Origin of the sequence: Nocardia terpenica, from assembly GCF_013186535.1 — a bacterium.
Taxonomy (GTDB): domain Bacteria; phylum Actinomycetota; class Actinomycetes; order Mycobacteriales; family Mycobacteriaceae; genus Nocardia; species Nocardia terpenica.
This window is the reverse complement of sequence record NZ_JABMCZ010000003.1, coordinates 2,196,932-2,222,536: the sequence shown is the minus strand read 5'-3', so window position 1 is coordinate 2,222,536 and position 25,605 is coordinate 2,196,932. Positions and strand designations below refer to the sequence as shown.

Below are 25,605 nucleotides of genomic sequence, written 5' to 3'. Positions count from 1 at the left end.
GTCAGGCTCTTCGGCGCAATGTCATCCAGGGCTTTTGCGAACGCGCGAATCTGCCGCGTGGTGTGCGTTGGTCAAACGCTTAGATACGTTGGGCGACAGGGTCTTTCAGCGCGCGTGATATTACCGATGTGTGCGCGTTCCCGACGTGACTCTGTCCGCCACAAGGTGAGACTGCGGCCCGCGATGGAGCCGAGGGACGGGTGGCAACCTATTCCGGGATCGATTTCAGGGATTGCCCTGATGTTGAGCTGGTGCTTGATCTGATCGTATTGTGCGAGTGCGTATCTCAGAGTCTTTCCAGAAGTTGCCATCCTCCACCCGCCGGGCAGTCGCCAGCCTATATGTCGGGCTGGCCCTCACGGTGATCGCCACCGTGCTCGTCCCGATCGTCGTCGCCTACGCGACCAACAGCTACACAAATTACATCCAGAACGCCTACCCCGACTACAGCACTGCCCAGGTAGACAATTACCGCCAGACCATTGCGATCTACCTGGTCGTCAACGGAGTCCTCGGCGTCCTGGCCTGGCTGTGGATAGCGCGGCAGGCCAGACGACAGACGCGCACCGCCCCCTTCCTCGCGGTCGTCCTCTTTGTCCTGGGCGTATGCTGGGCGCTGTTCAATCTGCTCGTCAAGGACAGCACCGGTTATCCGGCGCTCACCACCCTCATGGGTGTCATCGGCCTGGTCCCCGCAATCGCAGGACTCGTCGCGGTTGTCCAGCTCTGGCGCGCCCCCACTACCAGCCGAGCGTAGCCCCTTCGGCGCCCGGCTCGTACCGACCGCCGCGCCGCCTGAGTGCGTCCACCAGGGCACACGGGCGGCGCGGCGTCATCCGGCCAAGGGGTTTGTGCCATTACAGCCTGCCGGGAGCCTGACTGCGGAGCGGCACTGCCGAGCTGGCGATACCCAGGTTGAGTGAGCTATGCCGCAGGCGCGCGGTCTACGCGTACACCGGAAGATCAACGCGCAGAGATCATTTCAGTGCCCCAACGCCCGTTCATGCCGGGAAGCGGGCGAGAACTCCGCTAATGCCCTGTACATACCAACCGGAACTCTAGGTGTTGCCCGCATCAGTTCCGCCAGCTGACTACGCAGGTACTTTGTGCGTCGCCGAATGTTACAGCGACTGTTCCGTTCTCTTGAATGGCTTCCGGCCGTTGCACCGTCAGGGTAGGGCGCAGAACATAGACGTGTCGCCTTCAGGATTGATTCACATCCGAGCCGGGCGATCTTATGAAGAAGCTCGATGCGTACAACGATTCTCGCTCATGCCATGTCGGCACTGGTGGCTCGAGTGATCCCGGCGTGCCGGTGCCGCAGCAACCGTGCAACCGTGGCTATGCCCAGCTGTGGTGGATGGAGCAACTCGGCGCACCGACCGCTTCGGTGTCACGACCACGTGGCTCCGCAACCAGGGCAGCGACTTGTGCTGGACCATGCCCGATCTCAACAACCCGCACGGCGCGTAACTGCAGCAGCACCCGTGCGACGGCGGGGCGCGCCCGATGTGGCAGGTCCAGCATGCCGACTCTCGGCTGTGCCTCGATCTGGCCGCAAGGCACCTGCCTGCGTGAACCAGCCCTACCTCCGGCTCCGGCACTTCTGAGGAGACGAGTCATGATGAAACTGCTTGCGGTCGTGGCATTGACGGCCATGACGGTCATCTGCGTCGCGCAACCCGCCGCCGCGGAACCGCTCCGCGACTGTCAGGCCGGTGTGCCAGGCGCGAGCGTAGGTCCGATCACGGTGGCGGGGAACTCGGTCTTCACCGGCTCGGTACTCGCTGATGTCCGGCCGAACGACGTGTTCCGCGTGGACTGGATCAGCGGGCAGGTGAAGATCGGCGAATGGCCGTGGGATCCGTCGTACGGCACAGCCGGTGCCGGCTGGGGCAACCTGGCCGACAACCGGTACTACCCGGTGCCCGGTGTGCCGAAATACTCCCTTGTCGGCAAAGTACGACGCCAACGGACAGGGCGGCTACCTCGGCCCCGGGGCATGCTTCCAATACCGAGGGAACGCATCCACGTTCCTGTGGTTGATGATGAACGACGACAACAGCGTTGACAACAGCGGGAGCTGGACACTCGTGCTGCACCAGTTCCGGTGAGTGCGTCATGAGACGGCGTCAGGTCCTCGGCGCCTTCGCCGGAGGAGCCCTGTTCCTGCTCACCGGATGCAAGCCGAGTTCCCCCGGCAGGAGGGCGCGCAGCGGCAAGTGGCTGAAGGCCATCGGCCACGGGGCCGGCAAGGTCGCCGAGGATATCGCCACGGACGCGCTGGTGAACACCGCGAAGGAGGCGGTGCCGCAGCCCGATCCGAACAGCCCGTACACCCAGTACCGCTGTCCCGGAACGTATCCGCACGACTGCGGTGACTACTGCTGCTACGCAGGTTCCACCTGCTGCGGCAGGACGTGCGGCACCACCTGCGGCGACGGGTGTTGTCAGGCGGGAAAGGTCTGCTGCGGAGATTACTGCTGTGCTGTCGGCAGCCGGTGCTGCGGAGACTACTGCTGCGGGTCGGATCAGACGTGCTGCGCCGGTGGGTGCTGCGATCCGGGCACCCGGTGTTGCGGCCAGGCATGCTGTTCGCCGGACGAGGTGTGCTGCGGCGGCAAATGCTGTCTACCCGGTGCGATCTGCTGCAACGGCGGATGCTGTCAATCCGGTTCGACCTGCTGCCAAGGCGGGGGTTGCTGTCCGGCCGGGGAAACATGTTGCCACGGCAAGTGCTGCGCGCCCGGGATGGGTTGCGGCCAGAACGGCCGGTGTGGCCCCCTGTGCGGCGCCGGAGCGTGCACCGACCCGAACTTCCCGATCTGCCGCAACGGAATATGTGTGCGGTCGTGACTACCGAACAAGTGAGGTTGTGTTCGTGAGCGTCATCCTGCTCATCATCCGAATCCTGCTCGTGGTGATACTCATCTGGTCCGGGTTGGCCAAGCTGGCCGACCGGATGCGATCGCGCCGGGCGATGCTGGACTTCGGAGTTCCCGCACCGCTGGCCCGGCCGTTCGCTCTGCTCCTGCCCGTGCTCGAGCTCGTCACCGCCGGGCTACTGATACCCGCCGCCTCGGCATGGTTCGGGGCGCTCGCCGCGGTGGCTCTGCTGCTGGCTTTCACCACAGCGGTCGGCTACCACGTGGCGCGCGGGCACACGCCGAGCTGCCACTGCTTCGGCCATGCCTCCACCGAACCCATCGGGCCGACCACGATCGTACGTAACCTGCTGCTCACCGGGATGGCCGCAACCATCGTCCTTGTCGGACAGCATGATGCGGGCGGCGACCTCACCGGCTGGCTGGCATCCGAGACCGCAGTGGACATCGTCCAGCTCGGCCTCACAGCCGTCGCGGTAGCCCTGCTGGCGTTCGGCTGCCGCCTCCTGATGCAGCTGCGGGACACGCTGAAGCCCGCAACCGAATCGCCCCGGATGGCCCCCGCCTTCGCGCTTCCCGACCTCACCGGCGCGACGGTGACACTCGACGATCTACTCGCCCGCGGCCAACCGGTGCTGCTCATCTTCTCCGATCCGGCATGTGGCTCGTGCGCGGCGCTCGAACCCGACATCACCCGCTGGCGACGGGAGTACCTGGACAGGTTGACCATCACCGTGATCAGTTCCGGCGCACCAGAAGCCGACGGGCAACCGGTGCTGGTACAGCGCGAGCACGAGGTATCCGACGCATTCGGGGTTCATGGCACGCCGTGCGCGGTCGTCGTGCGGCCCGACCTGACCATGTCGGCCCCCGTGTGCGGTGGCGAGGAGATCGCGAAACTGGCAGCCGACTCGGCGATCCCGTTGTCGCCCACGCCGATCGTGCCGGTCGGCGAAACCGCTCCGGACTTCACCCTGCCGGACCTGAGCGGCCGCCCGACGAGCCTCGCGGAGTTCCGCGGCCGGGCGACGCTGCTGCTGTTCTGGGATCCCGGCTGTGGTTTCTGCGCGGACATGCTTCCAGCGCTTCGGGAACGCGACGCCGCATTGGACGAGCCGACGCTCCTGGTGATCTCAACGGGTGACGACACCGAGAACCGGGCGATGGGGCTTCGCGCACCGATACTTCTCGATGACACCAATACCGTCGGAACAGGTTTCGGAATCTCCGGCACGCCGATGGCGATCCTCGTGGATTCGTCGGGCAAAATCGCTTCCGAGGTCGCAGCGGGCGCGGCCGCCGTACTCGAACTGGCCGGGTACGCCCGTGGCAGTGCCGAGGTGACACCGTCAGCCCATTGAGACCCAGCGACCAGGTGCTCCCCTCCACTGCGCCGAGTGAACCGGCGGGAGCGACGGACGTGAAACCTGTCGTAGTTCACCTGCGACGAACGCACCATAATGCCGCTGGGCGGGCAGTCCGAAGCGGCCCACGCGGCAGTCTCGAAGATCAACGGGCACAGATCATCTCGGGCAGCCGCAGTGTATCGCTGTGTTGCTTGGAGTTATCGGGTCCGAAGGAGTCGCCGATCACCTCGGCCGCATCGATGCCGTCGGTCAGAATGTGGCGATTGGGTTGACCGGGCTGCCGGACGTCCCGGCGAAGCGGACCGGCGCGACTGCGATGTGGAAGTCCCACTGGTCGAGCTCGGCAGCCGTGGTCGCGCACACCTCCAGGTCGCAGTTGTCGAGCAGCCACAGACCCATCGCGACGAGGCCCACGGTATGAACCGGCATCGCCATGTCCTCGTACCCCGACGGCTGAACATCTTGAGGGGTGTCGGCGCCGATCAGCGCGACCTCCCGCTCGTGCAGCCACGGCAGGCAGGACGCGTGCCAGCCGGCCTGCGTGAAACCGCTGGTCACACCTGCTTCGTGCCGGACGCGACCATAGCCGGTCCGCAGGAGTACCGCATCGCCGGATCGCACCCGCACCCCTTGGCGACGCTCGGCCTCCTCGAGATCGTCGGGATACACACCCTGCCCCGGTTCCAACCACGACACCTCGCGGACCTTCGCAACGTCCAGCAGGACACCACGCGTGATGATCCCGTTCGCCGCCGCCGTGACGGCCGCCCACGCCGATCCAGTCGCGGCGTCGACCAATGAGTGCGGCCGCCCGTTGTACATCGTGCCGTCCCAGAAGATGTGGCACGGCGAGTCGACGTGGGTGATGGTGTTGCCGTGGAACAGGATTCCGAGCCGCTCGTTCGAATAGCCCCAGTGCCTGTCGTTGCGGAATCCCGGCAGCGGCATGTTCTCGACTCCCGGCATATCGGCGTAGCACGGGCACGTCGTCGTCGACCGCTCCATCTCCTCCGGCACGGCAACCTCCCACCCACAGGACACGCTCCTGCCGTGGCGCACGGCCCGCGCCGCCGCCAGCCGGACCTCATCGGTGATGTGGTTCAGAGTGCCGAGTTCGTCGTCGTCGCCCCACCGTCCCCAGTTCGACAGCGTGTTGAAGTACCCGAGAACGTCGTCCTGTGTGGGCATCGGTCGACCTGCCGTCATCCCAGCCTCATCTCCTCCGATCATGCGGTTCGAGGCATCCTTTGACATGCCAAGGCCGCTGAACCGACATGACAGTAGATCAGCGGGCCGGAACTGTAAATCGCTGGCTCTGCCTGACATTCGGTGGTGCTGGTGTTCGAATCGTGTTTCACCCTGCATGGTTCGGCGGAAGTAGACCAAAGTGCCCCGAACTCGGGACGGTTCCAGAGTTCGTGGAGAACGATCGGTTGGTTCGAGACCTCGATCCCGCAGCTAGCTTCAGTTGGCAAAGTTTCCGCTCATGCCGCTGCGCGGGCGTTCAGCTGGGTGGGATGCTCTGCGCCGCAGAACATCCGGAGCCGAATTGAGTGCGTCTGACGGGTGTGCGTTTGGGCATGATGATCCCCGGCTTGGTGATCTCGCAGCGTCTGGTCTGCTCTCGTTCCGAGGCCGGGATCGGTCCCATCCGGAAGGGGTGTCGCGACGAAGACACCTCCGGGAAGCTGCTGTCGAGTCCGGAACATGCGTTGACGGACCGGGAAGGTGATCTATGCACGCGCCGGGTTCGCAGGTGCCGCGTGAGTGGACCGGCTTATTGATGTCTCGCCGGGGTTCCTGCGGGGTGGTGTGGGTCTGGCGGCCCGGCTGCGAGGATGCCCTCGCATACATCGAGCGGCAGATCAGTCGTCTCGACACTGGCGTCGGTTACTCCTTCTGCGTGGCGGACAACGACACCGACGAGGCGCTCGGAACGGCCTGCTCGGCGGTATCGCCTAGCCCGCCTCCGCGATGTGGCGTCGGAACCACGCGGTCAGGCCGGAGTCCACCGCGCGGGCCGGGGGCAGCTGCGGTGCGGGCTCGATGCCGGGCTCGTCGGCGAGCGGATGCGCCAATCCGGGGATCGACAGCAGTTCGGACCGTTCTCCCATTGCGTCCACGAGGCGCAGCGCGTCAGCGCGGAGCGCTTGGTGGTCCAGCTCGCCGCTGACGACCAGCAGTGGTGCGCGACTGGCGATGTTCTCCGCTTCGGGGATGAAGTCCAGGTTGTCGACGATCGTCTCGGACTCGGCGTCATAAGGGTAGTCGCCCGGAAACAGATCGACGACGGACCGCATCCGGATGGCGGCGTTCACGATAGCGCCAGCGAAGATCGGTATCTCGGTGGCGGTGAGGATCTGCAGTGCGACGGCTCCGCCCAGCGAGCCGCCGAGTACACCGATCGGGCCGTCGTCGACCGGCAACTGTGCGCGGATCGACTCCAGCGCGGCTGGGAACTCCTCGGTCGCCTGTCGGACGAACGGGTACAGAAAAGACATCAAGGGGTCCTTGCTGAATAACTCCACGATGGCGTCCGTGCTGCCGTCGACCATGCGCGCCCCGCACATCGGCATGCCGAGGTGGACCCGCCACGCAGGCAGGTCGTTCATTGGCAACGCGGCAGCGAACGCGGCGTCCGACCTCGGCGCGTCCAACATGTGCCAGGTGACAATCAGCGGGGCGACGCCGTCGTCGGACGGCGGCAGCGCGGTGAACGGCACGCCAGCGGCCGTCCCCGTGATCGGTGAGTTCATGCGGTCACCGTAAATCTGTGACCGCGTGCAGGGAATTGGTTTACGCCACAAGCGAAAACAGTGCGGCGCGACCGGGACTGCTCGTGCAGCCAGCCCAGCGGGTTGTCGAGCGCTGCCGTTCGGTCGGCCACGATGGAAGTTACGTCCCCCGCCCTGCGACTTCGTATGGGGTAGAGCGGTTTACGCGGCCGGGGCCGGATCCTTCGCGGGGTCGGGGACGATCTCGCGGGTCGGGCCGGTGCCGACGGCGGTGGCGTGGGCATCGATGTCGACGACCTCCGCGCCGCGCAGCGCCCGTTCGCAGCGGCGGGCCAGCTCGTGCCGGTCCGTGCCGGGCGGCTCGACGGGAAGCAGCACGACCTCGGCTACCACGCCCTTGGACCGCAGCACGCGCTTGGCCGAATCCACGAAGGTGTCCAGTCCGACGAAGCCGGGCACGGTCGACAGCTCGCCGTGACGGTCCAGGTAGCGAATCCGCACCGGCTGCACGGCCGCACCGGCGTCGACCGCGGCCTGGAACAGGGCGGGCCGCAGGCGACCGTGGGCGCGCCCGCACCAGGTGGTGCCCTCGGGAAACACCCCGACCCGCTCCCCCGCCGCCAGCCGCCCCGCAACCGCACCGACCACCCCGGGCAACTGCCGCAACCGCTCCCGTTCGATGGGAATCACCCGCATCAACCGCGCCAGCCCACCGAGAACCGGCCAGTCGACGAGATCTCCCCGCGCCACGAACCCCATCGGCGAAACCGCCGCCAGCGCAAGCACATCCGTCCACCCCACATGCCCCGCAACCACGAGCAGCCCCTCACCGGCCGCCCGCGCCGCGGTGACATCGCCCGTCGGCGCCTTCGCCTCGTCGGAAGTTTGAACGGCGTTGTCGGGCAGGGCTTTTCCGTTCGATTCGCCGCGGCGGTCGATGATGCGCAGGCGGAGGCCGCAGGCGCGCAGGACGATTCGGGCGTAGCGGCGGTGGAGGTGGGGGCGCAGTGGGGGTGGGGTCACGAGGTTGATGGCGGGGAAGGCGAGTAAGACGGTAAGGACGGTCAGGATGCGGGTGGCGGCGCGGGCAGGGCCTGCCGAGGGAGTGATGTCGACGCAGGTGGGGCCGCAGGGGCTCGAGGGCATCCAGGCGTGTGCGGGTGCGGCCGGGGGACAGGACAGGGCCGATGATCCGGTCGTCAGGAGGGCGGGCATGGGTTACCGTCCGTCGAAGGTGTTCGCGGCGCTCTGTAGGCGCTCCAGGTAGCGGGTGTTGATGGTGTCCAGGCCCAGCAGCGCGACGAAATCGGCCACGCCGAAATCCGGATCGTGCGCGGGCTCGCCGCAGATCTCCGCGCCCAGGCGCAGGTAGCCGCGCAGCAGCGGCGGCAGCTTCGGCCGCGCCGGGGGTTCCAGTTCGTCGAGGGTGCGGCCGTCGACCACCACCGGGCGCAGCGGGCGCACCCGGCGCTCCGGATCGCCGGAGTGCTTGCTCAGCAACAGGTCTCGCACGCCGCGCACGTTCACGCCGACCGGGTCGCCCGGAGCATCCCGCATGGGCACCGAGACGCAGCCCATCACCCAGTCGTAGCCGGTGAGCTGGATGTAGTGCAGGATGCCCGCCCACATCAGCGTCAACACCGATCCGTTGCGGTGATCGGGCACCACGCAGGCGCGGCCCATCTCGACGATGCGCTGCCCCGCGGGATCCATGGCGGTGAGGTCGAATTCGGTGGCGGTGTAGTAGCCCCCCGCCGCGGCCACCTTGTCCGGCGGCAGCATGCGATAGCAGCCGACGAACTGCTGGGTCAGCTCGTCACGCACCAGCAGGTGATCGCAGTGCTCGTCGAAGTGGTCGGCGTCCAGGCCGTCCGCGCTCTCGGGGAGATTGAACCCCGGCTCGGAGCCGAACACCTGATATCTCAGCCGCTGCGCCACGAGCCGATGCTCGGTATCGGAGGAGACGACCAAGGAATAGTGCGGCCCGGCGACCCCCGAGCCCGCCGCGCGGGCCGACCCCGCCCCGGAATATGACACTGCCGTTGTTGTCATGCCCCGATGAAGCCAGCCCCAGTCGGCCCCGGGGCTACCACCGAGTGTCCGGCCGATGCCAGTCCGGTGAACGAGACACCGGTCACACCCAACGTTCACCCACCGGACGTGCCTAGTTCGCCCAGTTTGCCCGGGGTTTCCGCATGTCAAACGAGTACGGGCAGAGAAGATTCCGGCCAAGAGCATGCCGGAATCAGGGGAGAGTATGGCAGGACGGCACATGCCCGTCGTCCGGAGCGTGGAACCCGACATCCCGGCACGCAGAACCCGATCTGATCCCGGCATGCTTTTGGCCGGGATCAGATCGGGTTGTTCGGATCCCGTTCCGGCAGTGGGCGTTCCATGATGACGGGGCGGGCCAGGGGGTTGCGGACGCGGCGTTTGGCGCTTTGGTAGACCTGGGTTGTTTCGGCGGCTACGACGGTCCAGGCGAAGTCGGCGGTGAGGCGGGCGCGGGCGGCGTGGGCGCGGTCTTGGGCGGCGAGTGGGTCGGCGAGGACGGCGCAGACGGCGTCGACCAGGCCGTTGACGTCGGCGGGTTCGAAGGATGCGCCGGTGACGCCGTCCACGACCAGTTCGCCCAGGCCGCCGGCGGTGGAGGTGACCAGGGGGGTGCCCGCGGCGGCGGCCTCGAGCGCGACGATGCCGAACGGCTCGTAGCGGCTCGGCAGCACGATGGCGTCCGCGCCGTGCAGCCAGCCGAGCAGCTCCGTATGGTCCAGCCTGCCAACGAAATTCACCGCGCGCGCCACCCGATGCACCCGGGCGCGCTCGCGCAGCCAGTCGAATTGCGTTCCGACACCGGCGATCGTCAGCGTGGCGCCCGGATGCGCGCGGCGGATGCGCGGCAGCGCGGCGATCGCGTCCTGCACGCCCTTCTCGTACTCCAGCCGCCCCACATACAGCAGCCGCGGCGGCCCCGGCCGCGGCGAGCGCTCGCGAAAGGTCCACGCGCCCACATCGATTCCATTGCGGATCACCGTCACCGGCACCAGTTCCGGGCCGTAGAGCCGCTCCACCTCGACCTGCATGGACGCCGAACACGTGATGAGCGCGTCGGATTCGCGGGCCAGCCACCACTCCACCGAATGCACCTGCCGGTTGACCCGCCCCGACACCCACCCGCTGTGCCGCCCGGCCTCGGTGGCGTGGATGGTCGACACCAGCGGCACGTCGTAGTGCTCGGCCAGCGCGATCGCCGGATGCGCGACCAGCCAGTCGTGGGCGTGCACGACGTCCGGCGTCCAGCCCTCGGCGATGCCCGGCTTGCTCAGCGCGATCCCGGCGCGCACCATCGCATGCCCCATCGCCAGCGTCCAGGCCAGCATGTCCTCGCCGAAGTCGAAACACGGCGGGTCCTCGGCGACGGCGACCACCAGCACCCGGTCCTCGATGAAGGTGTGCGTGGGGTGGGTGGCGGCGTCGGTGCCCATCGGGCGGCGCGCCAGCACCACGACCTCGTGCCCGGCGGCGGCCAGCTCGGTGGCCAGGTGATGCACGTGCCGGCCGAGCCCGCCGACCACGACGGGTGGGTACTCCCACGACACCATCAAGATTTTCATGCGGGTCCTTCCCAGCCGAGCCGGCGCGCATCGAGCCCGGGGAACAGTCCGTCGGCCGCGTACCATCCTGCCGCCAACTGCCGCGCTTTGGCGAGTTGGCCCGCGGCGACGGCCGCGGCGATCTCGCGGACCGCGTGGGCGTGCCGGTGCGCCCGGTCGCGGGCGTACCCGGCGGCGGAATCCTTGCTGACCATGAATGCCCAGTCGCTGGACACGGCCAGGATCGCCTCGCGCAGCAGCTGATCGGCGACCGCGTCGCGCGGTCCCCCGCCGCCGTTCTCGGCGCGCATCTTGTCCAGGGTGTCCAGCGTCAGCCGCACGATATCGGCGTTGAGCTCGACCAGGTCCCGCACCCGATCGCCGGCCCACACCCGCCAGTCCTTGCCCGAGCCCCACGACGAATCCGCCAGCGGCACCGGCTCTCCCACGTAGCCGCGGGCGCGGGCGTCGGCGAGCGTGCCGACGCTCACCCCGGCCTCCGGCAGCGCGCGCAGCACCTGCTCGAGCCACTGCGGACCCTCGTGCCACCAGTGCCCGAACAGTTCGGTGTCGAAGGCGGCGACCACCAGCGCGGGCCGCCCGATGCGCTCGGATTCGGCGATCAGCCGCTCGCGCACGGTCCGCACGAAGTCCTCGACATCGCGGCGCACGGCCGCCGCGGCCAGCTCCGGGTCGTACGGCGCCTTGTCCGGACCGGCCACGCTCTTGCCGGTGACCCGTGCGGGTTTGAGCCCGGTGTCGTGGTCGTAGTGGTGGAAGTCCCGGTAGGACCCGTGCCCCGGATATCCGGACTTCGGCGACCACACCCGGTAGCTGACCTGCAGATCCCGCCCGAACGCCAGCACGTCCGAATCCCACACCGGGCGGCCCAGCGTGCTGTCGCCGCGCAGCGCGGGACCGTCGACCATGAAATGCGTCACACCCGCGGCGGCATAGTCGTTTTCCATGCCCGGCGTGAAGCCGCACTCGGGCGCCCAGATGCCGGTCGGGGTGTGTCCCCAGCGGTGCCGGGCGTCGGCCAGGCCCTCGGTGAGTTCGAAGCCGCGCAGCCGCGGATCCAGCAGCGGCTGGAACGGATGGGCGAGCGGACCGCCGAGCAGTTCGATGGCCCCGGCGTCGATGAGCTCCCGCCACACCGGCGAGCCGCCGTGCCGCCAGCGCTGTTCGAAATCGGTGAGCGCGGCGCCCGCCAGGCCGTGCTCGTAGCGGCCCAGCGCGGCATTGCCGGACAGGGCGGCCTCGTCGGCGCGCAGCTGCCAGTTGCCCAGCCAGTGATGCATCCCGGCCAGGCAGTGCGGATCGTCCAGCTGGGCCGCGAGCACCGGGGTGATGCCGAGGCTCAGCAGCCGCGAACGGCCTTCCGCCGCAAGCCTTCGCAGCACCCGGGCGACGGGAAGGTAGGAGGCGGCCCAGGATTGATACAGCCACTCCTCGCCGACCGGCCAGCGGCCGTGATGGGCCAGCCACGGCAGGTGCGAGTGCAGGACCAGGGTGAACTGTCCCGGGACCGGGGTCGCGTCGGGCGCGTGCGACCCGGTCAAGGCTTCCCCGCGATGGCGACCAGATCGAGGCTGGCGTCGATGTTCTCGACGCTCAGCTCGAAGTCCTCGAGGCGCACGGCGGCCACGTCGGCGGCCAGCTCCGACGGCCACGGCTCGCCCGCCAACGCCCGCTCGATCTGGGCGTCGATGATCGACCCGCCCCATTTGTCGTCCAGCGCAACCAGATTCGGGCCGTGATGCACACCGGTCATCAGCTCGACCCGAAAACCGGCCGCCACCAACAGCTCCGCCAGCTCCGCCGCGTTCAGCTCGCGAGTGTGGAAGGGGTTCAACGGGGTATCGCGCCCCGGCGAGAAGGTGATCCGGTTGGGCGTACTGATCAGCAGCCGCCCGCCGGGCCGCAGCACCCGCAGGCATTCGCGCAGGAATTGCGCCTGATCCCAGAGGTGTTCGATGACCTGGAAGTTCACCACGACATCCACCGAGGCGTCGTCGAGCGGCAGCTCGGCCAGATTGCCCTGCAGCATCTCCACCCGCGGGTACGCCGCGCGGACGTGCTCGACGGCACCGGCGTCGTAGTCCAGCCCGATCACCCGGGCGGCGACATCGGCAATCATGTTGGCGCCGTAGCCCTCTCCCGAACCGGCCTCCAGCACGACCCGGCCCGCGCAGTGCTCGAGCAGTCGCGCGTAGGCGATCTCGTGCCGGCGGAACCAGTAGTTCTCCTCCGGGATGCCCGGCACGGTCCGCTCGCCGGTCAGCGGAAGCGGATCCACCGCGGGCGAGCCCCCGGCGGACGGGGCGTAGACGGCCTCACTCATTCACCCGACGTTAGCGGTTGCGTGTACCACACCGGCGTCCGGAGTGGTCATGCAGAACATCACACCCTAAGTTACCCACGAGTAACTTAACGTAGGGTAATGTCCGGCAGGAGCTATTCGTGGACGTACGGCCCGATCGTGCGACCCCACCTCACGTCCATCAGAACAGGAGGTCGACGAAGACCAATGCCGAACATCGTCGTACTGATCAAGCAGGTTCCCGACACCTGGTCCGAGCGCAAGCTGACCGACGGTGACTACACCCTCGACCGGGAGGCCGCCGACGCGATCCTGGACGAGATCAACGAGCGTGCCGTCGAAGAGGCCCTGCTGATCAAGGAGGCCCAGGGCGGCGAGGTCACCGTGCTCGCGATGGGTCCGGAGCGTGCCACCGAAGCCATCCGCAAGGCGCTGTCCATGGGCGCCGACAAGGCCATCCACGTCAAGGACGACGCGATCCACGGCTCCGACGCCGTGCAGACCGCGTGGGTCCTGGCCGGTGCGCTGGGCCAGATCGAGGGTGTGGAGCTGGTCATCGCCGGCAACGAGTCCACCGACGGCCGCGCGGGTGCGGTTCCCGCGATCATTGCTGAGTACCTGGGTATCCCGCAGCTGACCCACCTGCGCAAGCTGGCCGTCGACGGCGAGAAGATCACCGGCGAGCGCGAGACCGACGAGGGCGTGTTCAAGCTCGAGGCCAGCCTCCCGGCCATCGTCTCGGTCACCGAGAAGATCAACGAGCCGCGCTTCCCGTCCTTCAAGGGCATCATGGCCGCCAAGAAGAAGGAAGTGCAGACCTTCACCCTGGCCGACCTGGGCATCGACCCGTCGACGGTCGGTGTGGGCAACGCGGGCTCGGCGGTCGCCGGTGTCACCCCGAAGCCGCCGCGCACGGCGGGCGAGAAGACCGTCGACGAGGGTGAGGGCGGCAACCAGGTCGCTCAGTACCTCATCGGTCAGAAGATCATCTGATCCCGCCCCCAGGCCCGAAACAGACTTCAGGAGAGAACAAATGGCAGAAGTACTCGTGCTCGTCGAGCACGCCGAGGGTGCGCCCAAGAAGGTCACCTCCGAGCTCCTCACCGCCGCCCGCGCGCTGGGCACCCCCGCCGCCGTCGTGCTCGGCGCGGCGGGCACCGCCGACAAGCTGGCCGACGCCCTGGCCGCGGCCGGGGCCGAGAAGATCTACGTCGCCGAGTCCGATCAGGTGGACGGCTTCCTGGTGACCCCGAAGGTCGACGTGCTCGCCGGACTGGTCGAATCCGCTTCCCCGGCAGCCGTTCTGGTGGCCGCGACCGCCGAGGGCAAGGAGGTGTCGGGGCGCCTGGCCGCCCGCGTCGGCTCCGGCCTGCTGGTCGACGTCATCGATGTGAAGGCCGACGGCTCGGTCACCCACTCCATCTTCGGTGGCGCGTTCACCGTCGACGCCAAGGCCACCGGCGATGTGCCGGTGATCTCGGTGCGCCCGGGCGCGATCGAGGCGCAGGCCCAGGCCGGCGCGGGCGAGAAGGTGGCGGTCGAGGTTCCGGCGCAGGAGGAGGGGGTCACCAAGGTGACCGCCCGCGAGCCCATCGTCGGCGGCGACCGGCCGGAGCTCACCGAGGCCACCATCGTGGTGTCCGGCGGCCGCGGCGTCGGCAGCGAGGACAACTTCCACAAGGTCGTCGAGCCGCTGGCCGACGCGCTGGGCGCCGCGGTCGGCGCCTCGCGTGCCGCCGTCGACTCGGGCTACTACCCGGGTCAGTTCCAGGTCGGCCAGACCGGTAAGACCGTCTCGCCGCAGCTGTACATCGCGCTGGGCATCTCCGGCGCCATCCAGCACCGGGCGGGCATGCAGACCTCGAAGACCATCGTCGCGGTCAACAAGGACGAGGAAGCCCCGATCTTCGAGATCAGCGACTTCGGCATCGTGGGCGACCTGTTCAATGTCGCCCCGCAGCTCACCGAGGCCGTGAAGACCCACAAGGGGTAAACGCGCCCAGCCTGGAAGGGCCCCGGCCGAAAGCGTGCCGGGGCCCTTCTGTATTTCGGCACGGCCCCCCGAAAACAGTAGGGGGCGCTGCTTTTTCAGCCTGTATGCCCCCGCCCGCCGCGTTACGATTCCATCCGGAAATGTCTCGTTTCGCCGAGTTGGGGGGCACCGGATGTCCATCGCACGCAAGCCCGATCGAATCGCCGCCCGCTCGGTGCGCCGGGGGCTGCCCCTGGCCGTCGCCGTCACACTGCTGTGCGGGCCGTTCGCGACCGCGGCCGCCGAGCCGCCCGGGTTCGGGATCGTGGGCTCTCCCGGCCTCGGTGATCCCTACTATCCGCTGGACGGCAACGGCGGGTATCACGTCGGCGATTACGATCTGACGCTCGACTACGATCCGGCGTCGCACGCGCTGACCGGGCGGGCCGTGATCAGCGCGACGGCCACCCAGCTGCTCGCCGGATTCAACCTCGACTACAAGGGGCCGGACGTGCGCGCGGTCAGCGTCAACGGGCTGCCCGCCCGATTCGATCGCAACGGCGAGCACGAGCTCACCATCACCCCGGCCCTGCCGCTGCTGCCCCGGCTGCCGTTCACCGTGACCGTCGACTATTCCGGCGTGCGTACCGAATCCGACGAGGGCTGGTACTACACGCCCGACGGCGGCGCGTTCGTCTCCGGGCAGCCGCACGCGGCCCCGCTGTGGTTCCCGGTCAACGACACCCCGCAGGACAAGTCGACCTACTCCGTCCACGTGACGGTGCCGGTGGAGTGGGACGTGGTCGGCAACGGCATCCGGACCCAGGACGAGGTGCGCGGCGACAATCGCACCGTCACCTGGCGGATGAACACGCCGATGATCAGCTACCTCGCCACCATCGCGATCGACAAGTTCACCTTCCTGGAGCAGCGCCGCGCGAACGGCACCCCGCTGCTCAGCGCCTTCGCCCCGGGCATGGCGGACCGGCGCGCGCTGGAACAGCGCCTGCCCGAGATCCTCGACTTCCTCGAAGACCTGTACGGCCCTTACCCGTTCGAGGCCGGGGGCGGCACCTACATGTCCAACGACATCCAGTTCTCCCTGGAGACCCAGTCCCGGCCGACGTACGCCGGGTGGGCGAGGAAGCTGGGTGTCGTCGTCCACGAGAACACCCATCAGTGGTGGGGCGATTCGATGTCGATCACGCACTGGTCCGACATCTGCATGAACGAATGCTTCGCCAGCTACACCGCCGACTTCCTGTGGCCGGAGCGCAAGGAGGGCGCCGACCCCGACGCCATCTATCGCAAGGTCCTCGCCCGGATCGACGAGAAGCATCCCGAGCACTGGGCCATCCCGCCCGGGAACCCCGGCGCGGGACGGGAATTCACCTCCGTCTACACCCGCGGCGAGCTGTTCCTGCACGCGCTGCGCCGCACCGTCGGCGACGACGTGTTCTTCGCCATGATCAAGGAGTGGGTGCAGGGCCACCGCAATGGCAACGACACGCTGCCCGCTTTCGAGCAGTTCGTCGAGCAGCGCTCCGGCCGCGATCTCGGCGACTTCTTCGACGCCTGGCTCATGCAGCCCGTCCGGCCCGCGGACCGGTACCTGTATCCGGGCGGCCTCAGCGCCTGAGGCCCCGGCCAAAAGCGTGCCGGGGCCAATGCAGGCCAGCGGGCCGGGGCCAATGCAGGCCAGCGTGCCGGGGCCAATGCAGGCCAGCGTGCCGGGGCCGATACGGGCCAGCGGGCCGGGGCCGAGTGGTCACCGGCGGTTGGTGAGGATGCCGATGGCGGTGGGGATGCACAGGGCCATGCCCCAGGGCACCTCGACCCAGAAGGGCCAGAAGTAGCCGGCGCCGGTGGCCAGCCAGATGAGGACGCACAGCAGATTGACGAAGACCCAGGGTGTCCACATGATGTACACCCAGGTCGGCACCCGGCCCCGGTCCGGGGTGCGCGAATCCCGGTGTGCCGGAAGGTCGGACAGGATCGGCGCCAGCTCGCCGTAGGTCCGGGCGGCGTAGACCTGCTGGAGCCGATCGTCGAATTCGTGCAGATTCAGCCGCCCCTCGTCCACCGCGAGCCGAAGCTTCTCGACGATCTTCTCGCGGTCGGCATCGGATGCCCGCACATGCTCGTTCCCCACCCGGCCAGGGTATGCCCGCCGGGCCGGATCTGCCCACGCGAGACGTCGCGGACTGCTTCCGTCCGGAAATGGATTGCCGTACCGGGGCGGATCGGGAATGCTCGGGCGAATGTCCATCAGCGTGCCACCGGAGGTCGCCGACACCATCCGGCTCTACTTCGACGAACGCGGCGAGCGCTGGCTCGACGCGTTGCCGCGGCTGGTGGAGAGGCTGTGCGGCGACTGGGATCTCGACATCATCGGGGAATCGTTCAGCGGCGGCACCCACTCGTTCGTGGCGCCGGTCCGGCGGGCGGACGGATCGGTCGCCGTGCTCAAGGCCCCGGTGATCGACGAGGGCAACGCCGGGGAGCCGACCGCGCTGTACTGCTACGCCGGTGACGGCGCGGTGCGATTGTACGAATTCGACTCCGCCAGTGGGGCGATGCTGCTGGAGTGGGCGCGCCCGGGCACGCCGCTGCTCGCGCAGCCCGACGGCCCGCACCTGGAGGGCCGTCCCGAGCACGCCGACAAGCTCGTCCTCGCCGGGCGGCTGTATCAGCGGCTGCGCCGCCCGCTGCGCGCGGTCCCGGCCGGATTCCCGCCGCTGCCCACCCTCGCCGCGCAGGTGCGGTCCTGGGCCGAGCTCGTCGACCGGCCGAAACCCGAACTCGCCGAGGTGCTCCCGCCCGCGGTGCGCGAGCGGGCCGTCGACTGGTGCCGGGTGCTGGCCGTGCCGCAGGGGCCGCCGGTGATCGTCAACCGCGACACCCACCTGGGCAATATCGTTGCCGCCGAGCGCGAACCGTGGCTGCTCATCGACCCGCAGCCGTATCTCGGCGAGGCCGCCTTCGACGCCGGATATCTGGCGCTGATCCAGATCCAGGCCACCCCGACGCGCTACCACGCCGACGCCGTGGTCGCCCGCACCGCCGACCTGCTCGGCGTGGACGGCGACCGGGTCCGCGGCTGGGCGCTGCTGCGCGCGGTGGAGGAGATCGACTGGGCCCTCGGCGACGACGACGCCGAACAGGCGTCGACGCATCTGGCGATCGCCCGCGCGCTGGCCTGATCCCGCAGGTCGTCCGCGAGGATAACGAATCGGTCGCTGCGGCAACGGATTGCTGCTAATGTGTGCCGACGTCGGATGCTGTGGTGAGCCGATGCCCAGTCCCAGGTCGGCGCGCCACCAAATCGTTTGCCCGGTAACCGCTTCGAGGCCCCGGATGGCACACCGCTGCTCTCCGGTCGAATCGGCGCCCGGCAGCTCGGGCGTCATCCGGCCGTGATGACTCGTGGTCGGCGAGTGGAGGAAGGACGAGGCGGCCGGGCAACCGGCGACGAGGGAACTGATGAATCAATCTACCGCCGTGACGATTACGTGGATCCTCGCCGCAGTTCTCCTGGCAGCCGTCATAGCGGCGCTGTACGCGGCCTCCTACGCGGTGCGCCAGCGCTCCCGCGCCGACGCCGCCGAGCGGTCGCTGCGCATGCAGGAAGAGGAGCTCGAGCACTTCGCCAGCGGCACACTGCCTTTCGTGACCGAGACGGTGCGCCGGGCGGACGAGGTCACCGAACTACCGGTCGTGAGCGGCCCGAGCCGGTTCGGGCAGCTGTTGCAGAGCGTCGCCGAGCGCTACGCCGCCGACCTGCGCCAGTACGCCGCCGAGGTGCGCGACCAGACCCGCCGCGAGGCCGATTACGAGGCGCAGGAGGCGATTTCGCGGGCCGAGGCCGAGGCCCGCGCCGCGGCCCGGCGCGAGATGGAGGCGTCCTCGCGCGAGGCCACCAGCGCGGCCGTGCGCGCGTTCGGCACCTCGGTGGTCAGCCTCGGCGCCGACGTCGGCCAGGTGGTGAGCGCCGCGCTGCGCGAGCATCGCAGCGACGAGGTCTACGCCACCCTCACCCGCATCGATCACACCGTGCAGCAGATGATCCGCCAGGCGCAGTCCTACGTGATCGTCTGCGGTGGCCTGCCGGGCCGCCGCTGGCCGCAGCAGACCCTCACCGACGTGGTGGGCGGCGCGATCGGCCGCGTCCGCGACTTCACCCGGGTGCGGCCCCACCAGCTCGACCGGGTGGTGGTCAGCCGGGCCGTCGAGCCGCTGGTGCACACGCTGGCCACGCTGGTGGACAACGCGCTGCGCTACTCGCCGCCGACCTCGTTCGTGGACATCACCTTCCAGGAGGGGCACCACGGTGTCACGATCATCATCGACGACGCGGGCGTGCGGATGAACGCCGAGCAGATGGAGGAGGCGCGCCAGGTGCTCGCGGGCGAGCGCGTGGTCGACATCCACCAGCTCGGGCCCGCCCCGCGCGTCGGCTTCCCCGGCATCTCCGCCCTCGCCCGCCGCTACGGATTCTCCGTCTACATCGACGGCCCCAACGCCTACGGCGGCATGCGCGCCATGGTCTACCTGCCCGAGGTGCTGCTCGCCGACCAGACCGCCCTCTCCGAGAACGTCGTGCCCGCAGCGATTCCCGCGCCCGCCGCGGCGACAGCGCCCGCCGAGCCCGCGCCGACAGCCCCGGCGCCCGCGCCCGCCGAGCCCGCGGAGGAGACCTCGACCGTGCACGAGATCACCCCCGGTGGCTTACCCCGGCGCCGCCGCCGGACCGTCGCGGTGTCCACGCTGTCGCGCGGGCCGCGCACCGATACCCCGCTGTCGCGCGCCGAGATCGCGTCGGCGGATGCTCGACTCACCCGGATCGCCACCGCTCCCCCGGCGGCCGACGACCCGGCGTTCCCTCGCACCGATACCGCACTCCCCCGCCCCGATATCGCCGCCGCCTGGCACACCGGTTCGCAGAGCGGTCGCGCCGCGGCATACGAAACGACCGAAGGGATGACATCCTGATGAGCACACCCGGTACGACCGTGGCCGACGGCTCCAACAAGCTGGCCTGGATGCTCGAGGACCTCACGGTTCCCGGTGTCCGGTTCGCGGTCCTGTTGTCCGAGGACGGCCTGCGCATCGCGCACTCCGGTGCGATCGGCCTCGACGACGCCGAGCGGTTCGCGGCGGCCGCGTCGGGCCTGCGCTCGCTGGGCAAGGCCCTCGGCGAGTTCTGCGGTGCGGCGAATTCGGTGCGGCAGAACATGACCGAGTACGACGATGGGATGATCTTCATCACCACGGCGGGCGAGGGCGCGCTCATCGGCGTCTCCACCACCACCGATGTCGATGTCAGCCTGGTCGCCCACCGGATGAACGAGCTCGCCGCCCGCGTCGGCCGCGAGCTCGGCAGCCTGCCGCGCCACCGGTAACCGCGGCCATGCGGCACCGTCGTGATCCCGACCTGGTCCGGGCGTACGTACGCACCGGCGGGCGCATGCGCGCGACCCGGGAGCTGGATCTGGTGACTCTCGTTGTGGCGGCACTGGATCCGGCGCCCGGGATGAGCCCGGACGCGCGCCGGGTCATGGGCGTGTGCAGCCGCCGCGGCGCGCTATCGATCGCCGAGGTCGCCGCCTATCTCGACCTGCCGCCGTCGGTGGTGAAGATCGTCGCCTCCGATCTCCTCGACAGCGGTCACCTCGTGAACCCGGCCCCGGCCGAAGCCCTGCCGGAGGTCGCCCTGCTGGAGGAGGTACTCAATGGGCTCCGCGCTCTCGCCGTCTGAGCGCCCGACCGCCCTGCCCGAACAACGCACCGTCGACTACGTGCCCGACACCGTCACCCGGTCGGTGAAGCTGTTGGTGGCGGGCAATTTCGGGGTCGGCAAGACCACCTTCGTGAACAGCGTGTCGGAGATCCGGCCGCTGCGCACCGAGGAGACCATCACCGAGGCCAGCGTGGGCGTCGACGACATGGCCGGGCTGCCCGGCAAGACGACCACCACCGTGGCCATGGATTTCGGCCGCATCACGCTGAATCCGCAACTGGCGCTGTATCTGTTCGGCACCCCCGGGCAGCAGCGGTTCGTGCCGCTGTGGGAGGAGCTGGCCCGCGGGGCGCTGGGCGCGCTGGTGCTCGTCGACACCCGCCGCATCGACCGCGCCGACGAGGTGCTGGCCGTGCTGGAGGAGCGCGGCGTGCCGTATGCGGTGGCGGTCAACGAATTCGAGGGCGCCACGCGCTATCCGCTGGAGGAGATCCGCGAGGCGCTCGACCTCGAGCCGGAGACCCCGCTCGGCGCCCTGGACGCGCGCCGACGCTCCGGCTGCGTCCACTCCCTGATCACGCTCGTCGAATACCTGTTCCTGCGTTCGGAGTCGCGTCGTTGACCCGACACGTCCCGATGTACACCGCGGAGTTCGCCGCCGATCCGCACCGCGTCTACCGCGAGCTGCGGCGGCGGTACGGGTCGCTGGCGCCGGTCGAACTGGCCCCGGGCGTCCCGGCCACCCTGGTCGTCGGCTACCGCACCGCGGTGCGAATCCTCAACGACCCCGAGCATTTTCCCGCCGACCCGCGCGCCTGGCAGAAGACCGTCCCGGCGGACAGCCCGGTCCTGCCGATGCTGGAGTGGCGGCCCAACGCGCAGCGCAGCGCGGGCCTCGAGCACATCCGGTACCGGCAGGCCAATGTCGAGAGCATCGCCGACGTCGACCTGCACGCGCTGCACGGCGTCGTGGAACGCATCGCGGTCCCGCTGATCAACGCATTCTGCGAGGACGGCGGCGCGGACCTGGTGAGCCAGTACGCCTTTCCGCTGGCGTTCGAGTCGGTCAACGCGCTGCTGGGCTGCCCGCCGGAGATCGGGTGGCGGATCGCGGCGGGCCAGGCCGCCGTCTGGGAGGGCGTCGACGCCGACGAGGGCAATCGGACGGCCGCCGAGGCGGTGCTGGAACTGGTGCGGCTCAAGCGGTCCCGGCCCGGCGAGGACATCGTGTCGCGGCTGGTGGCGCATCCGACGCGGCTGTCCGACGAGGAGCTGAGCCACCAGATCGTCACCCTCTACGGCGCCGGTATCGAACCGCAGCGCAACCTGATCGCCAACGCGCTGCGGCTGCTGCTGACCGACGACCGGTTCGCGAGCGGCGTGCACGGCGGCAGCCTGCCCACCCACGACGCGCTGGACGAGGTGCTGTTCACCGATCCGCCGGGCGCGAACTACTGCGTGAGCTACCCGCGCCAGCCCATCGTCGTCGACGACGTCTGGCTGCCCGCGCATCAACCGGTGGTCGTCTCCATGGCCGCGTGCAACAACGATCCCGCCGTGGGCGCACGGGAATTCACCGACAACCGATCGCATCTGGCGTGGAGCGTCGGCCCGCACTCCTGCCCGGCCCGCTCCCCCGCCTACCTGATCGCCCAGGGCGCGATCGACCAACTGCTCGACGCGCTGCCCGAGATGCGCCTGGCCGTGCCCGACACGGAACTGGCCTGGCGGCCCGGGCCCTTTCACCGGGCCCTGGCGGCGCTGCCGGTGGTCTTCCCCGTCGGCCGGCCGCTGACCGTGCCGTGAAAAAGCCGCGGGCCGGGCGCTTTTCGCACCCGGCCCGCGGCCTGTCCCCCCGCGTCGGTCAGCCGATGCTGAACGGCTGACCCCACAGGGTCACGATCCCCTTGACGGCGTCGGTGTCGACCTTGACCTTCACGAACGCGCGCGCCTGGGCGTATCCGGCGCAGCCGTTGACGGCCATGGTCTCGTCCGCCCACGTCACGCTGCCGTGGGTGCCGCTGAACTTGCTGCGGCTGAGGTGCTCGGACTGGCCGAAGTCGTCGGCGTCCTCGAGGTCGAGGATGTTGTACTGGCCCGCCCGGCCGGGGCCGAGGTTCAGGCTGCCGCCCGCGCCGACGTTGACGTCGGGCTTCTTGCCCTCCCAGTCGGTCTTGGCGCCGCCGTTGCCGTCGGCCTTGCCACCGGCGATATTGACCTGGCAGCCCACGATGTAGCCGGGGTAGATCTTGCCGCCCTTGGCGTTCGAGGTCTCGACCTCGGCCCGGCCCGACACCCACACGTTGCGGTGCAGCGGGGTGTCGCCCATCGACGGGTTGATATTGGCGGTCTCGTTCACCAGCCGCACGGTCACCGTGGTGCCGTCGACGAGCGTCTGGGTGATCTCACCGCCGGGTAGTTGGACGAAGGTGTCGGCGTTGGCCGCACCGGTGGAGAACAGGCCGAGCGCCATGGTCGCGGCGGCGCTCACCCCGGCGGCGCGGGCCGCGGATTTCCGGTTGATCATGTCTATATGTCCCTCTGGGATCGAATTCGCTTCGGCGAGTGGAGAATTGGCGAGTGTGACCGGATCAGCCGATGCTGAACGGCGCCCCGTAGAGGGTGGTCTTGGAGTAGTCGTCGCCGATGATCTCGACCACGGTGTACGCGCGCGCCTGGGCGTATCCGGCACAGCCCTGGATCTGCATCTCCTGGTCCTGGTACTGCACGGCGTAGGTGCCCGGCTTCGTGATCTCCTTGCCGTCGATCTCGACGAACTTGACGTCGCCGGGGCCCAGCTTCAGCGAGATCGACCCGCTGGCATTGGCGCCGGTGAGCGCGACACCGCCGGAGGCGCTGGCGGAGATGGCGTCGCTGGCGATGCTGATCTGGCAGCCCACGATGTAGCCGGTGGTCATCCGCGACGAACCGTGGGTCGAGGAGTTGTTGGTGCCGGGCGCGTTGCTCGCGCCGTTGCTCGGTCCGACCTTGCCCTCGGGGGTGGCGGTGACCTCGGCGACGGCCAGCCCCGAGACCCAGGCGACCCGGCCGGCGCCGTTGGCGGCGAGCGACGGCGAGATCGTGGCGTGTTCGCCGGTCCGGCTGATCGTCACGCCGGGGCCCAGCTTCTGGCCGTCGGGTAGCGGAACAAAGGTGTCGGCGTTCGCGGCCCCGGTGGAGAACAGGCCGACGGCCACCGTGGCGACAGCGCCTGCTCCCAGGACCCGGGCGGCAACGCGCGGACCGTTCGAGCGGTAGGTGCTCATTCTTTCCCTCATCACATTTCGGCGATCCCTCTCGACCACCGATTTCTCGGCTTCGCCCTTTTTGGGGCGTGCTGCATGCTACCGCCGAATTGATGGCTTATAAGTAGGCTCGGATATCGAATTGATCAACAGCGGGGAACGCGCGGGTTACCGGCTCTTTGCATTGTCCGTCAACTTATTTCGACAACCCGTAGATTACTTTGAGATGATATTAAGACAGCGCGTTGACCTGCCGATCCATCTTTAATAGCAGCACATTATCGCCGAACTCATGTTAGCCGGTCTTTTATTTCCGAAGATGACATCGGCGCAAAGTGGATGACATTCGATCGCCGGTTTGTTTGCGGTTGTGTGACGACACGCTATTTCGCGATCGGCAACCGGATACTGAATCGGGCGCCACCGCCCGGGCGGTCGCCGCATTCGACCCCGCCGCCGTGCGCGGCAATCGTTTCGGCGACCAGGGCCAGGCCGATTCCGGTGCCGGCAGCCGAGCGCCGCCCGGCCCGGGCGGTGGCGAACCTCTCGAAGATGCGGTCGCGTTCCTCCGGCGGCACCCCCGGCCCGGCGTCGTCGACCACGATCAGCGCCTGCTCACCCGCGCGGTCGACGGTGACCGCCACCGCGCCGCCGCCGTGCTCGGTGGCGTTGCCGAGCAGATTCGCCACCGCGCGTTCGAGTTCGAACTTGTGCCCGACGACCGTCGCGTCCGCGGCCACGGTCAGCAGCCGCGCCGGATACCGCCGATGCTGCAGGGTCTCGGCCAGCAGCTCGCCCAGGGCCAGCGGCTCGGCGGCGCCGCGGCGCACCCCCGCCTCGACCCGGGCCAGCTCCAGCATGTCGTCGAGCATGCGGCGCAGATGGTCCACCTCCGCGTCCACCAGATCCAGGGCCCGGCGCGAGCGGTCCGGCAGGTCGTCGCGGTAGCGCTGCATGACATCGATGCCGGTGGTCAAAGTGGTCAGCGGCGTGCGCAATTCGTGGCTCACGTCGCCGACCAGGCGGCGCTCCCGCTCGATCCGCTCCTGCAGCGAATCGACCATCGCGTTGAAGGCGTCGACGGTCATGGACAGGTCCCGGTCGCGGGTGGCGGGCAGCCGCAGCTCCAGCTCGCCCGAGGCGATCCGTCCCGCCGTCCCCGCCACCTGCCGCAGCGGATTGAGCACCCGCCGCCCGGCCCAGACGCCCAGCAGCGCGCCGATCGCGGCCGCCGCCAGCGCGCACGAGATCAGCAGCGTGCGCAGCACCCGCAGCATCGCGTAGAACTCGGCCATCGGCGTGAACTCGTAGAGCACATCGCCCTCGCCGTCCACGGCGACCCCGACCCGCAGATACGGCTCGCCCTCGACGAGCACCTGCGCGGGGGCGAGCGCGCTCGGCCCGGCCAGCTCCGACAGGTCGATCCCGGCGCGCACCTCCCGCGGCCCGGTCAGCACCCACCTGGACTTCCAGCGCAGCGCCAGCACGGTGCCCGGGGCGGAGTGCACCGACAGCAGCGCCCGGTGTTCGGCGGTCCCGGGCTGTCCGAGGTGGGTGAACAGCAGCTCGCTGTGCGCGTGCGCCAGCCGTTCGGCCGAGCTCTGCCGCTGGTCGGTCAGGTAGTCGCGGCCGATGGTGTAGACCGAGACCACCAGCAGCAGCGCGACCAGGGCCGCGCTCAGCGCGAACGCGAGCACCACCCGGGTCCGCAGGCTCTGCCGGTGCGGTCGCGCGCAGTCCACCGC

Annotated in this window: 23 protein-coding genes; 12 read left to right on the top strand and 11 right to left on the bottom strand. The window is 69.2% G+C overall.

Annotated elements, in window-relative coordinates; all coding sequences use genetic code 11:
- Positions 1 to 277: 277 nt before the first annotated feature.
- The 3 genes from HPY32_RS31880 (at position 278) to HPY32_RS31870 (ending at position 4,246) form a co-directional block, all read left to right on the top strand.
- Entirely contained in the window at positions 278 to 757 is a 480-nt protein-coding gene (locus HPY32_RS31880; RefSeq protein ID WP_156673884.1) for a hypothetical protein, read from the top strand.
- Positions 758 to 1,621: 864 nt separating this feature from the next.
- Positions 1,622 to 2,071: a hypothetical protein gene (locus tag HPY32_RS31875; RefSeq protein WP_171983134.1), complete on the top strand. Its 450-nt coding sequence runs from the start codon at positions 1,622 to 1,624 to the stop codon at positions 2,069 to 2,071.
- 810 nt (positions 2,072 to 2,881) lie between these two features.
- Positions 2,882 to 4,246, top strand: coding sequence for a MauE/DoxX family redox-associated membrane protein (locus HPY32_RS31870; protein ID WP_156673882.1), 1,365 nt, complete (start codon positions 2,882 to 2,884; stop codon positions 4,244 to 4,246).
- Positions 4,247 to 4,501: 255 nt separating this feature from the next.
- Here HPY32_RS31870 and HPY32_RS31865 read toward each other — a convergent pair whose 3' ends face one another.
- The 7 genes from HPY32_RS31865 to HPY32_RS31835 all read right to left on the bottom strand — a co-directional run bounded on the left by HPY32_RS31865 (position 4,502) and on the right by HPY32_RS31835 (position 12,924).
- Entirely contained in the window at positions 4,502 to 5,440 is a 939-nt protein-coding gene (locus tag HPY32_RS31865) for a cyclase family protein (protein WP_067578414.1), read from the bottom strand.
- 770 nt (positions 5,441 to 6,210) lie between these two features.
- Positions 6,211 to 7,008, bottom strand: a complete 798-nt coding sequence (locus tag HPY32_RS31860) for an alpha/beta hydrolase family protein (RefSeq protein ID WP_067578412.1) — start codon at positions 7,006 to 7,008, stop codon at positions 6,211 to 6,213.
- 180 nt (positions 7,009 to 7,188) lie between these two features.
- Positions 7,189 to 8,202 (bottom strand): lysophospholipid acyltransferase family protein, encoded by a 1,014-nt coding sequence (locus HPY32_RS31855; protein ID WP_253949882.1) that lies wholly within the window; start codon positions 8,200 to 8,202, stop codon positions 7,189 to 7,191.
- Between the two features lie 3 nt (positions 8,203 to 8,205).
- A complete protein-coding gene (locus tag HPY32_RS31850; protein ID WP_067578410.1) occupies positions 8,206 to 9,039 on the bottom strand; it encodes a GNAT family N-acetyltransferase in 834 nt (277 codons plus the stop codon).
- Positions 9,040 to 9,338: 299 nt separating this feature from the next.
- Positions 9,339 to 10,601 carry a glycosyltransferase family 4 protein gene (locus tag HPY32_RS31845; protein ID WP_067578408.1) on the bottom strand — a complete coding sequence of 421 codons (1,263 nt, stop codon included), beginning with the start codon at positions 10,599 to 10,601 and terminating at the stop codon, positions 9,339 to 9,341.
- The gene (locus HPY32_RS31840) at positions 10,598 to 12,142 is read right to left on the bottom strand and encodes a 1,4-alpha-glucan branching protein domain-containing protein (protein ID WP_067578406.1); all 1,545 of its coding nucleotides are present in this window, start codon (positions 12,140 to 12,142) and stop codon (positions 10,598 to 10,600) included. Before HPY32_RS31840 ends, HPY32_RS31845 begins: the two co-directional genes overlap by 4 nt.
- A complete protein-coding gene (locus tag HPY32_RS31835; protein ID WP_067578404.1) occupies positions 12,139 to 12,924 on the bottom strand; it encodes a class I SAM-dependent methyltransferase in 786 nt (261 codons plus the stop codon). Before HPY32_RS31835 ends, HPY32_RS31840 begins: the two co-directional genes overlap by 4 nt.
- A 186-nt stretch (positions 12,925 to 13,110) precedes the next feature.
- Here HPY32_RS31835 and HPY32_RS31830 point away from each other — a divergent pair, with 186 nt between their 5' ends.
- The 3 genes from HPY32_RS31830 (at position 13,111) to HPY32_RS31820 (ending at position 16,514) form a co-directional block, all read left to right on the top strand.
- Positions 13,111 to 13,896 carry an electron transfer flavoprotein subunit beta/FixA family protein gene (locus HPY32_RS31830; protein ID WP_067578401.1) on the top strand — a complete coding sequence of 262 codons (786 nt, stop codon included), beginning with the start codon at positions 13,111 to 13,113 and terminating at the stop codon, positions 13,894 to 13,896.
- Positions 13,897 to 13,936: 40 nt separating this feature from the next.
- The gene (locus HPY32_RS31825; protein WP_067578399.1) at positions 13,937 to 14,896 is read left to right on the top strand and encodes an electron transfer flavoprotein subunit alpha/FixB family protein; all 960 of its coding nucleotides are present in this window, start codon (positions 13,937 to 13,939) and stop codon (positions 14,894 to 14,896) included.
- A 172-nt stretch (positions 14,897 to 15,068) separates the two neighbouring features.
- Complete coding sequence (locus HPY32_RS31820) at positions 15,069 to 16,514, top strand: M1 family metallopeptidase (protein WP_082870598.1); 1,446 nt, start codon at positions 15,069 to 15,071, stop codon at positions 16,512 to 16,514.
- 129 nt (positions 16,515 to 16,643) lie between these two features.
- Here HPY32_RS31820 and HPY32_RS31815 read toward each other — a convergent pair whose 3' ends face one another.
- Complete coding sequence (locus tag HPY32_RS31815) at positions 16,644 to 17,027, bottom strand: DUF1707 domain-containing protein (RefSeq protein ID WP_067578397.1); 384 nt, start codon at positions 17,025 to 17,027, stop codon at positions 16,644 to 16,646.
- 109 nt (positions 17,028 to 17,136) lie between these two features.
- On the opposite strand from HPY32_RS31815, the gene HPY32_RS31810 reads away from it, so the two are divergent.
- The 6 genes from HPY32_RS31810 to HPY32_RS31785 all read left to right on the top strand — a co-directional run bounded on the left by HPY32_RS31810 (position 17,137) and on the right by HPY32_RS31785 (position 22,421).
- The gene (locus HPY32_RS31810) at positions 17,137 to 18,078 is read left to right on the top strand and encodes an aminoglycoside phosphotransferase family protein (protein WP_067578395.1); all 942 of its coding nucleotides are present in this window, start codon (positions 17,137 to 17,139) and stop codon (positions 18,076 to 18,078) included.
- Positions 18,079 to 18,358: 280 nt separating this feature from the next.
- Entirely contained in the window at positions 18,359 to 19,867 is a 1,509-nt protein-coding gene (locus tag HPY32_RS31805; RefSeq protein ID WP_067584499.1) for an ATP-binding protein, read from the top strand.
- A complete protein-coding gene (locus HPY32_RS31800) occupies positions 19,867 to 20,277 on the top strand; it encodes a roadblock/LC7 domain-containing protein (RefSeq protein ID WP_067578393.1) in 411 nt (136 codons plus the stop codon). The genes HPY32_RS31805 and HPY32_RS31800 overlap by 1 nt, the downstream gene beginning before the upstream one ends.
- 8 nt (positions 20,278 to 20,285) lie before the next feature.
- Positions 20,286 to 20,633 carry a DUF742 domain-containing protein gene (locus tag HPY32_RS31795; RefSeq protein ID WP_082870597.1) on the top strand — a complete coding sequence of 116 codons (348 nt, stop codon included), beginning with the start codon at positions 20,286 to 20,288 and terminating at the stop codon, positions 20,631 to 20,633.
- On the top strand, positions 20,608 to 21,237 hold the full coding sequence (locus HPY32_RS31790; RefSeq protein ID WP_067578391.1) for a GTP-binding protein: 630 nt from the start codon (positions 20,608 to 20,610) through the stop codon (positions 21,235 to 21,237). The genes HPY32_RS31795 and HPY32_RS31790 overlap by 26 nt, the downstream gene beginning before the upstream one ends.
- Positions 21,238 to 21,251: 14 nt before the next feature.
- The gene (locus HPY32_RS31785; RefSeq protein ID WP_156674282.1) at positions 21,252 to 22,421 is read left to right on the top strand and encodes a cytochrome P450 family protein; all 1,170 of its coding nucleotides are present in this window, start codon (positions 21,252 to 21,254) and stop codon (positions 22,419 to 22,421) included.
- Between the two features lie 58 nt (positions 22,422 to 22,479).
- On the opposite strand, the gene HPY32_RS31780 is transcribed toward HPY32_RS31785, so the two are convergent.
- The 3 genes from HPY32_RS31780 to HPY32_RS31770 form a co-directional block, all read right to left on the bottom strand.
- Entirely contained in the window at positions 22,480 to 23,142 is a 663-nt protein-coding gene (locus tag HPY32_RS31780) for an MspA family porin (protein WP_067578389.1), read from the bottom strand.
- A 64-nt stretch (positions 23,143 to 23,206) separates the two neighbouring features.
- Positions 23,207 to 23,881 (bottom strand): MspA family porin, encoded by a 675-nt coding sequence (locus tag HPY32_RS31775; protein WP_067578387.1) that lies wholly within the window; start codon positions 23,879 to 23,881, stop codon positions 23,207 to 23,209.
- A gap of 362 nt (positions 23,882 to 24,243) precedes the next feature.
- A complete protein-coding gene (locus HPY32_RS31770) occupies positions 24,244 to 25,602 on the bottom strand; it encodes a HAMP domain-containing sensor histidine kinase (protein ID WP_067578385.1) in 1,359 nt (452 codons plus the stop codon).
- Positions 25,603 to 25,605 lie beyond the last annotated feature (3 nt).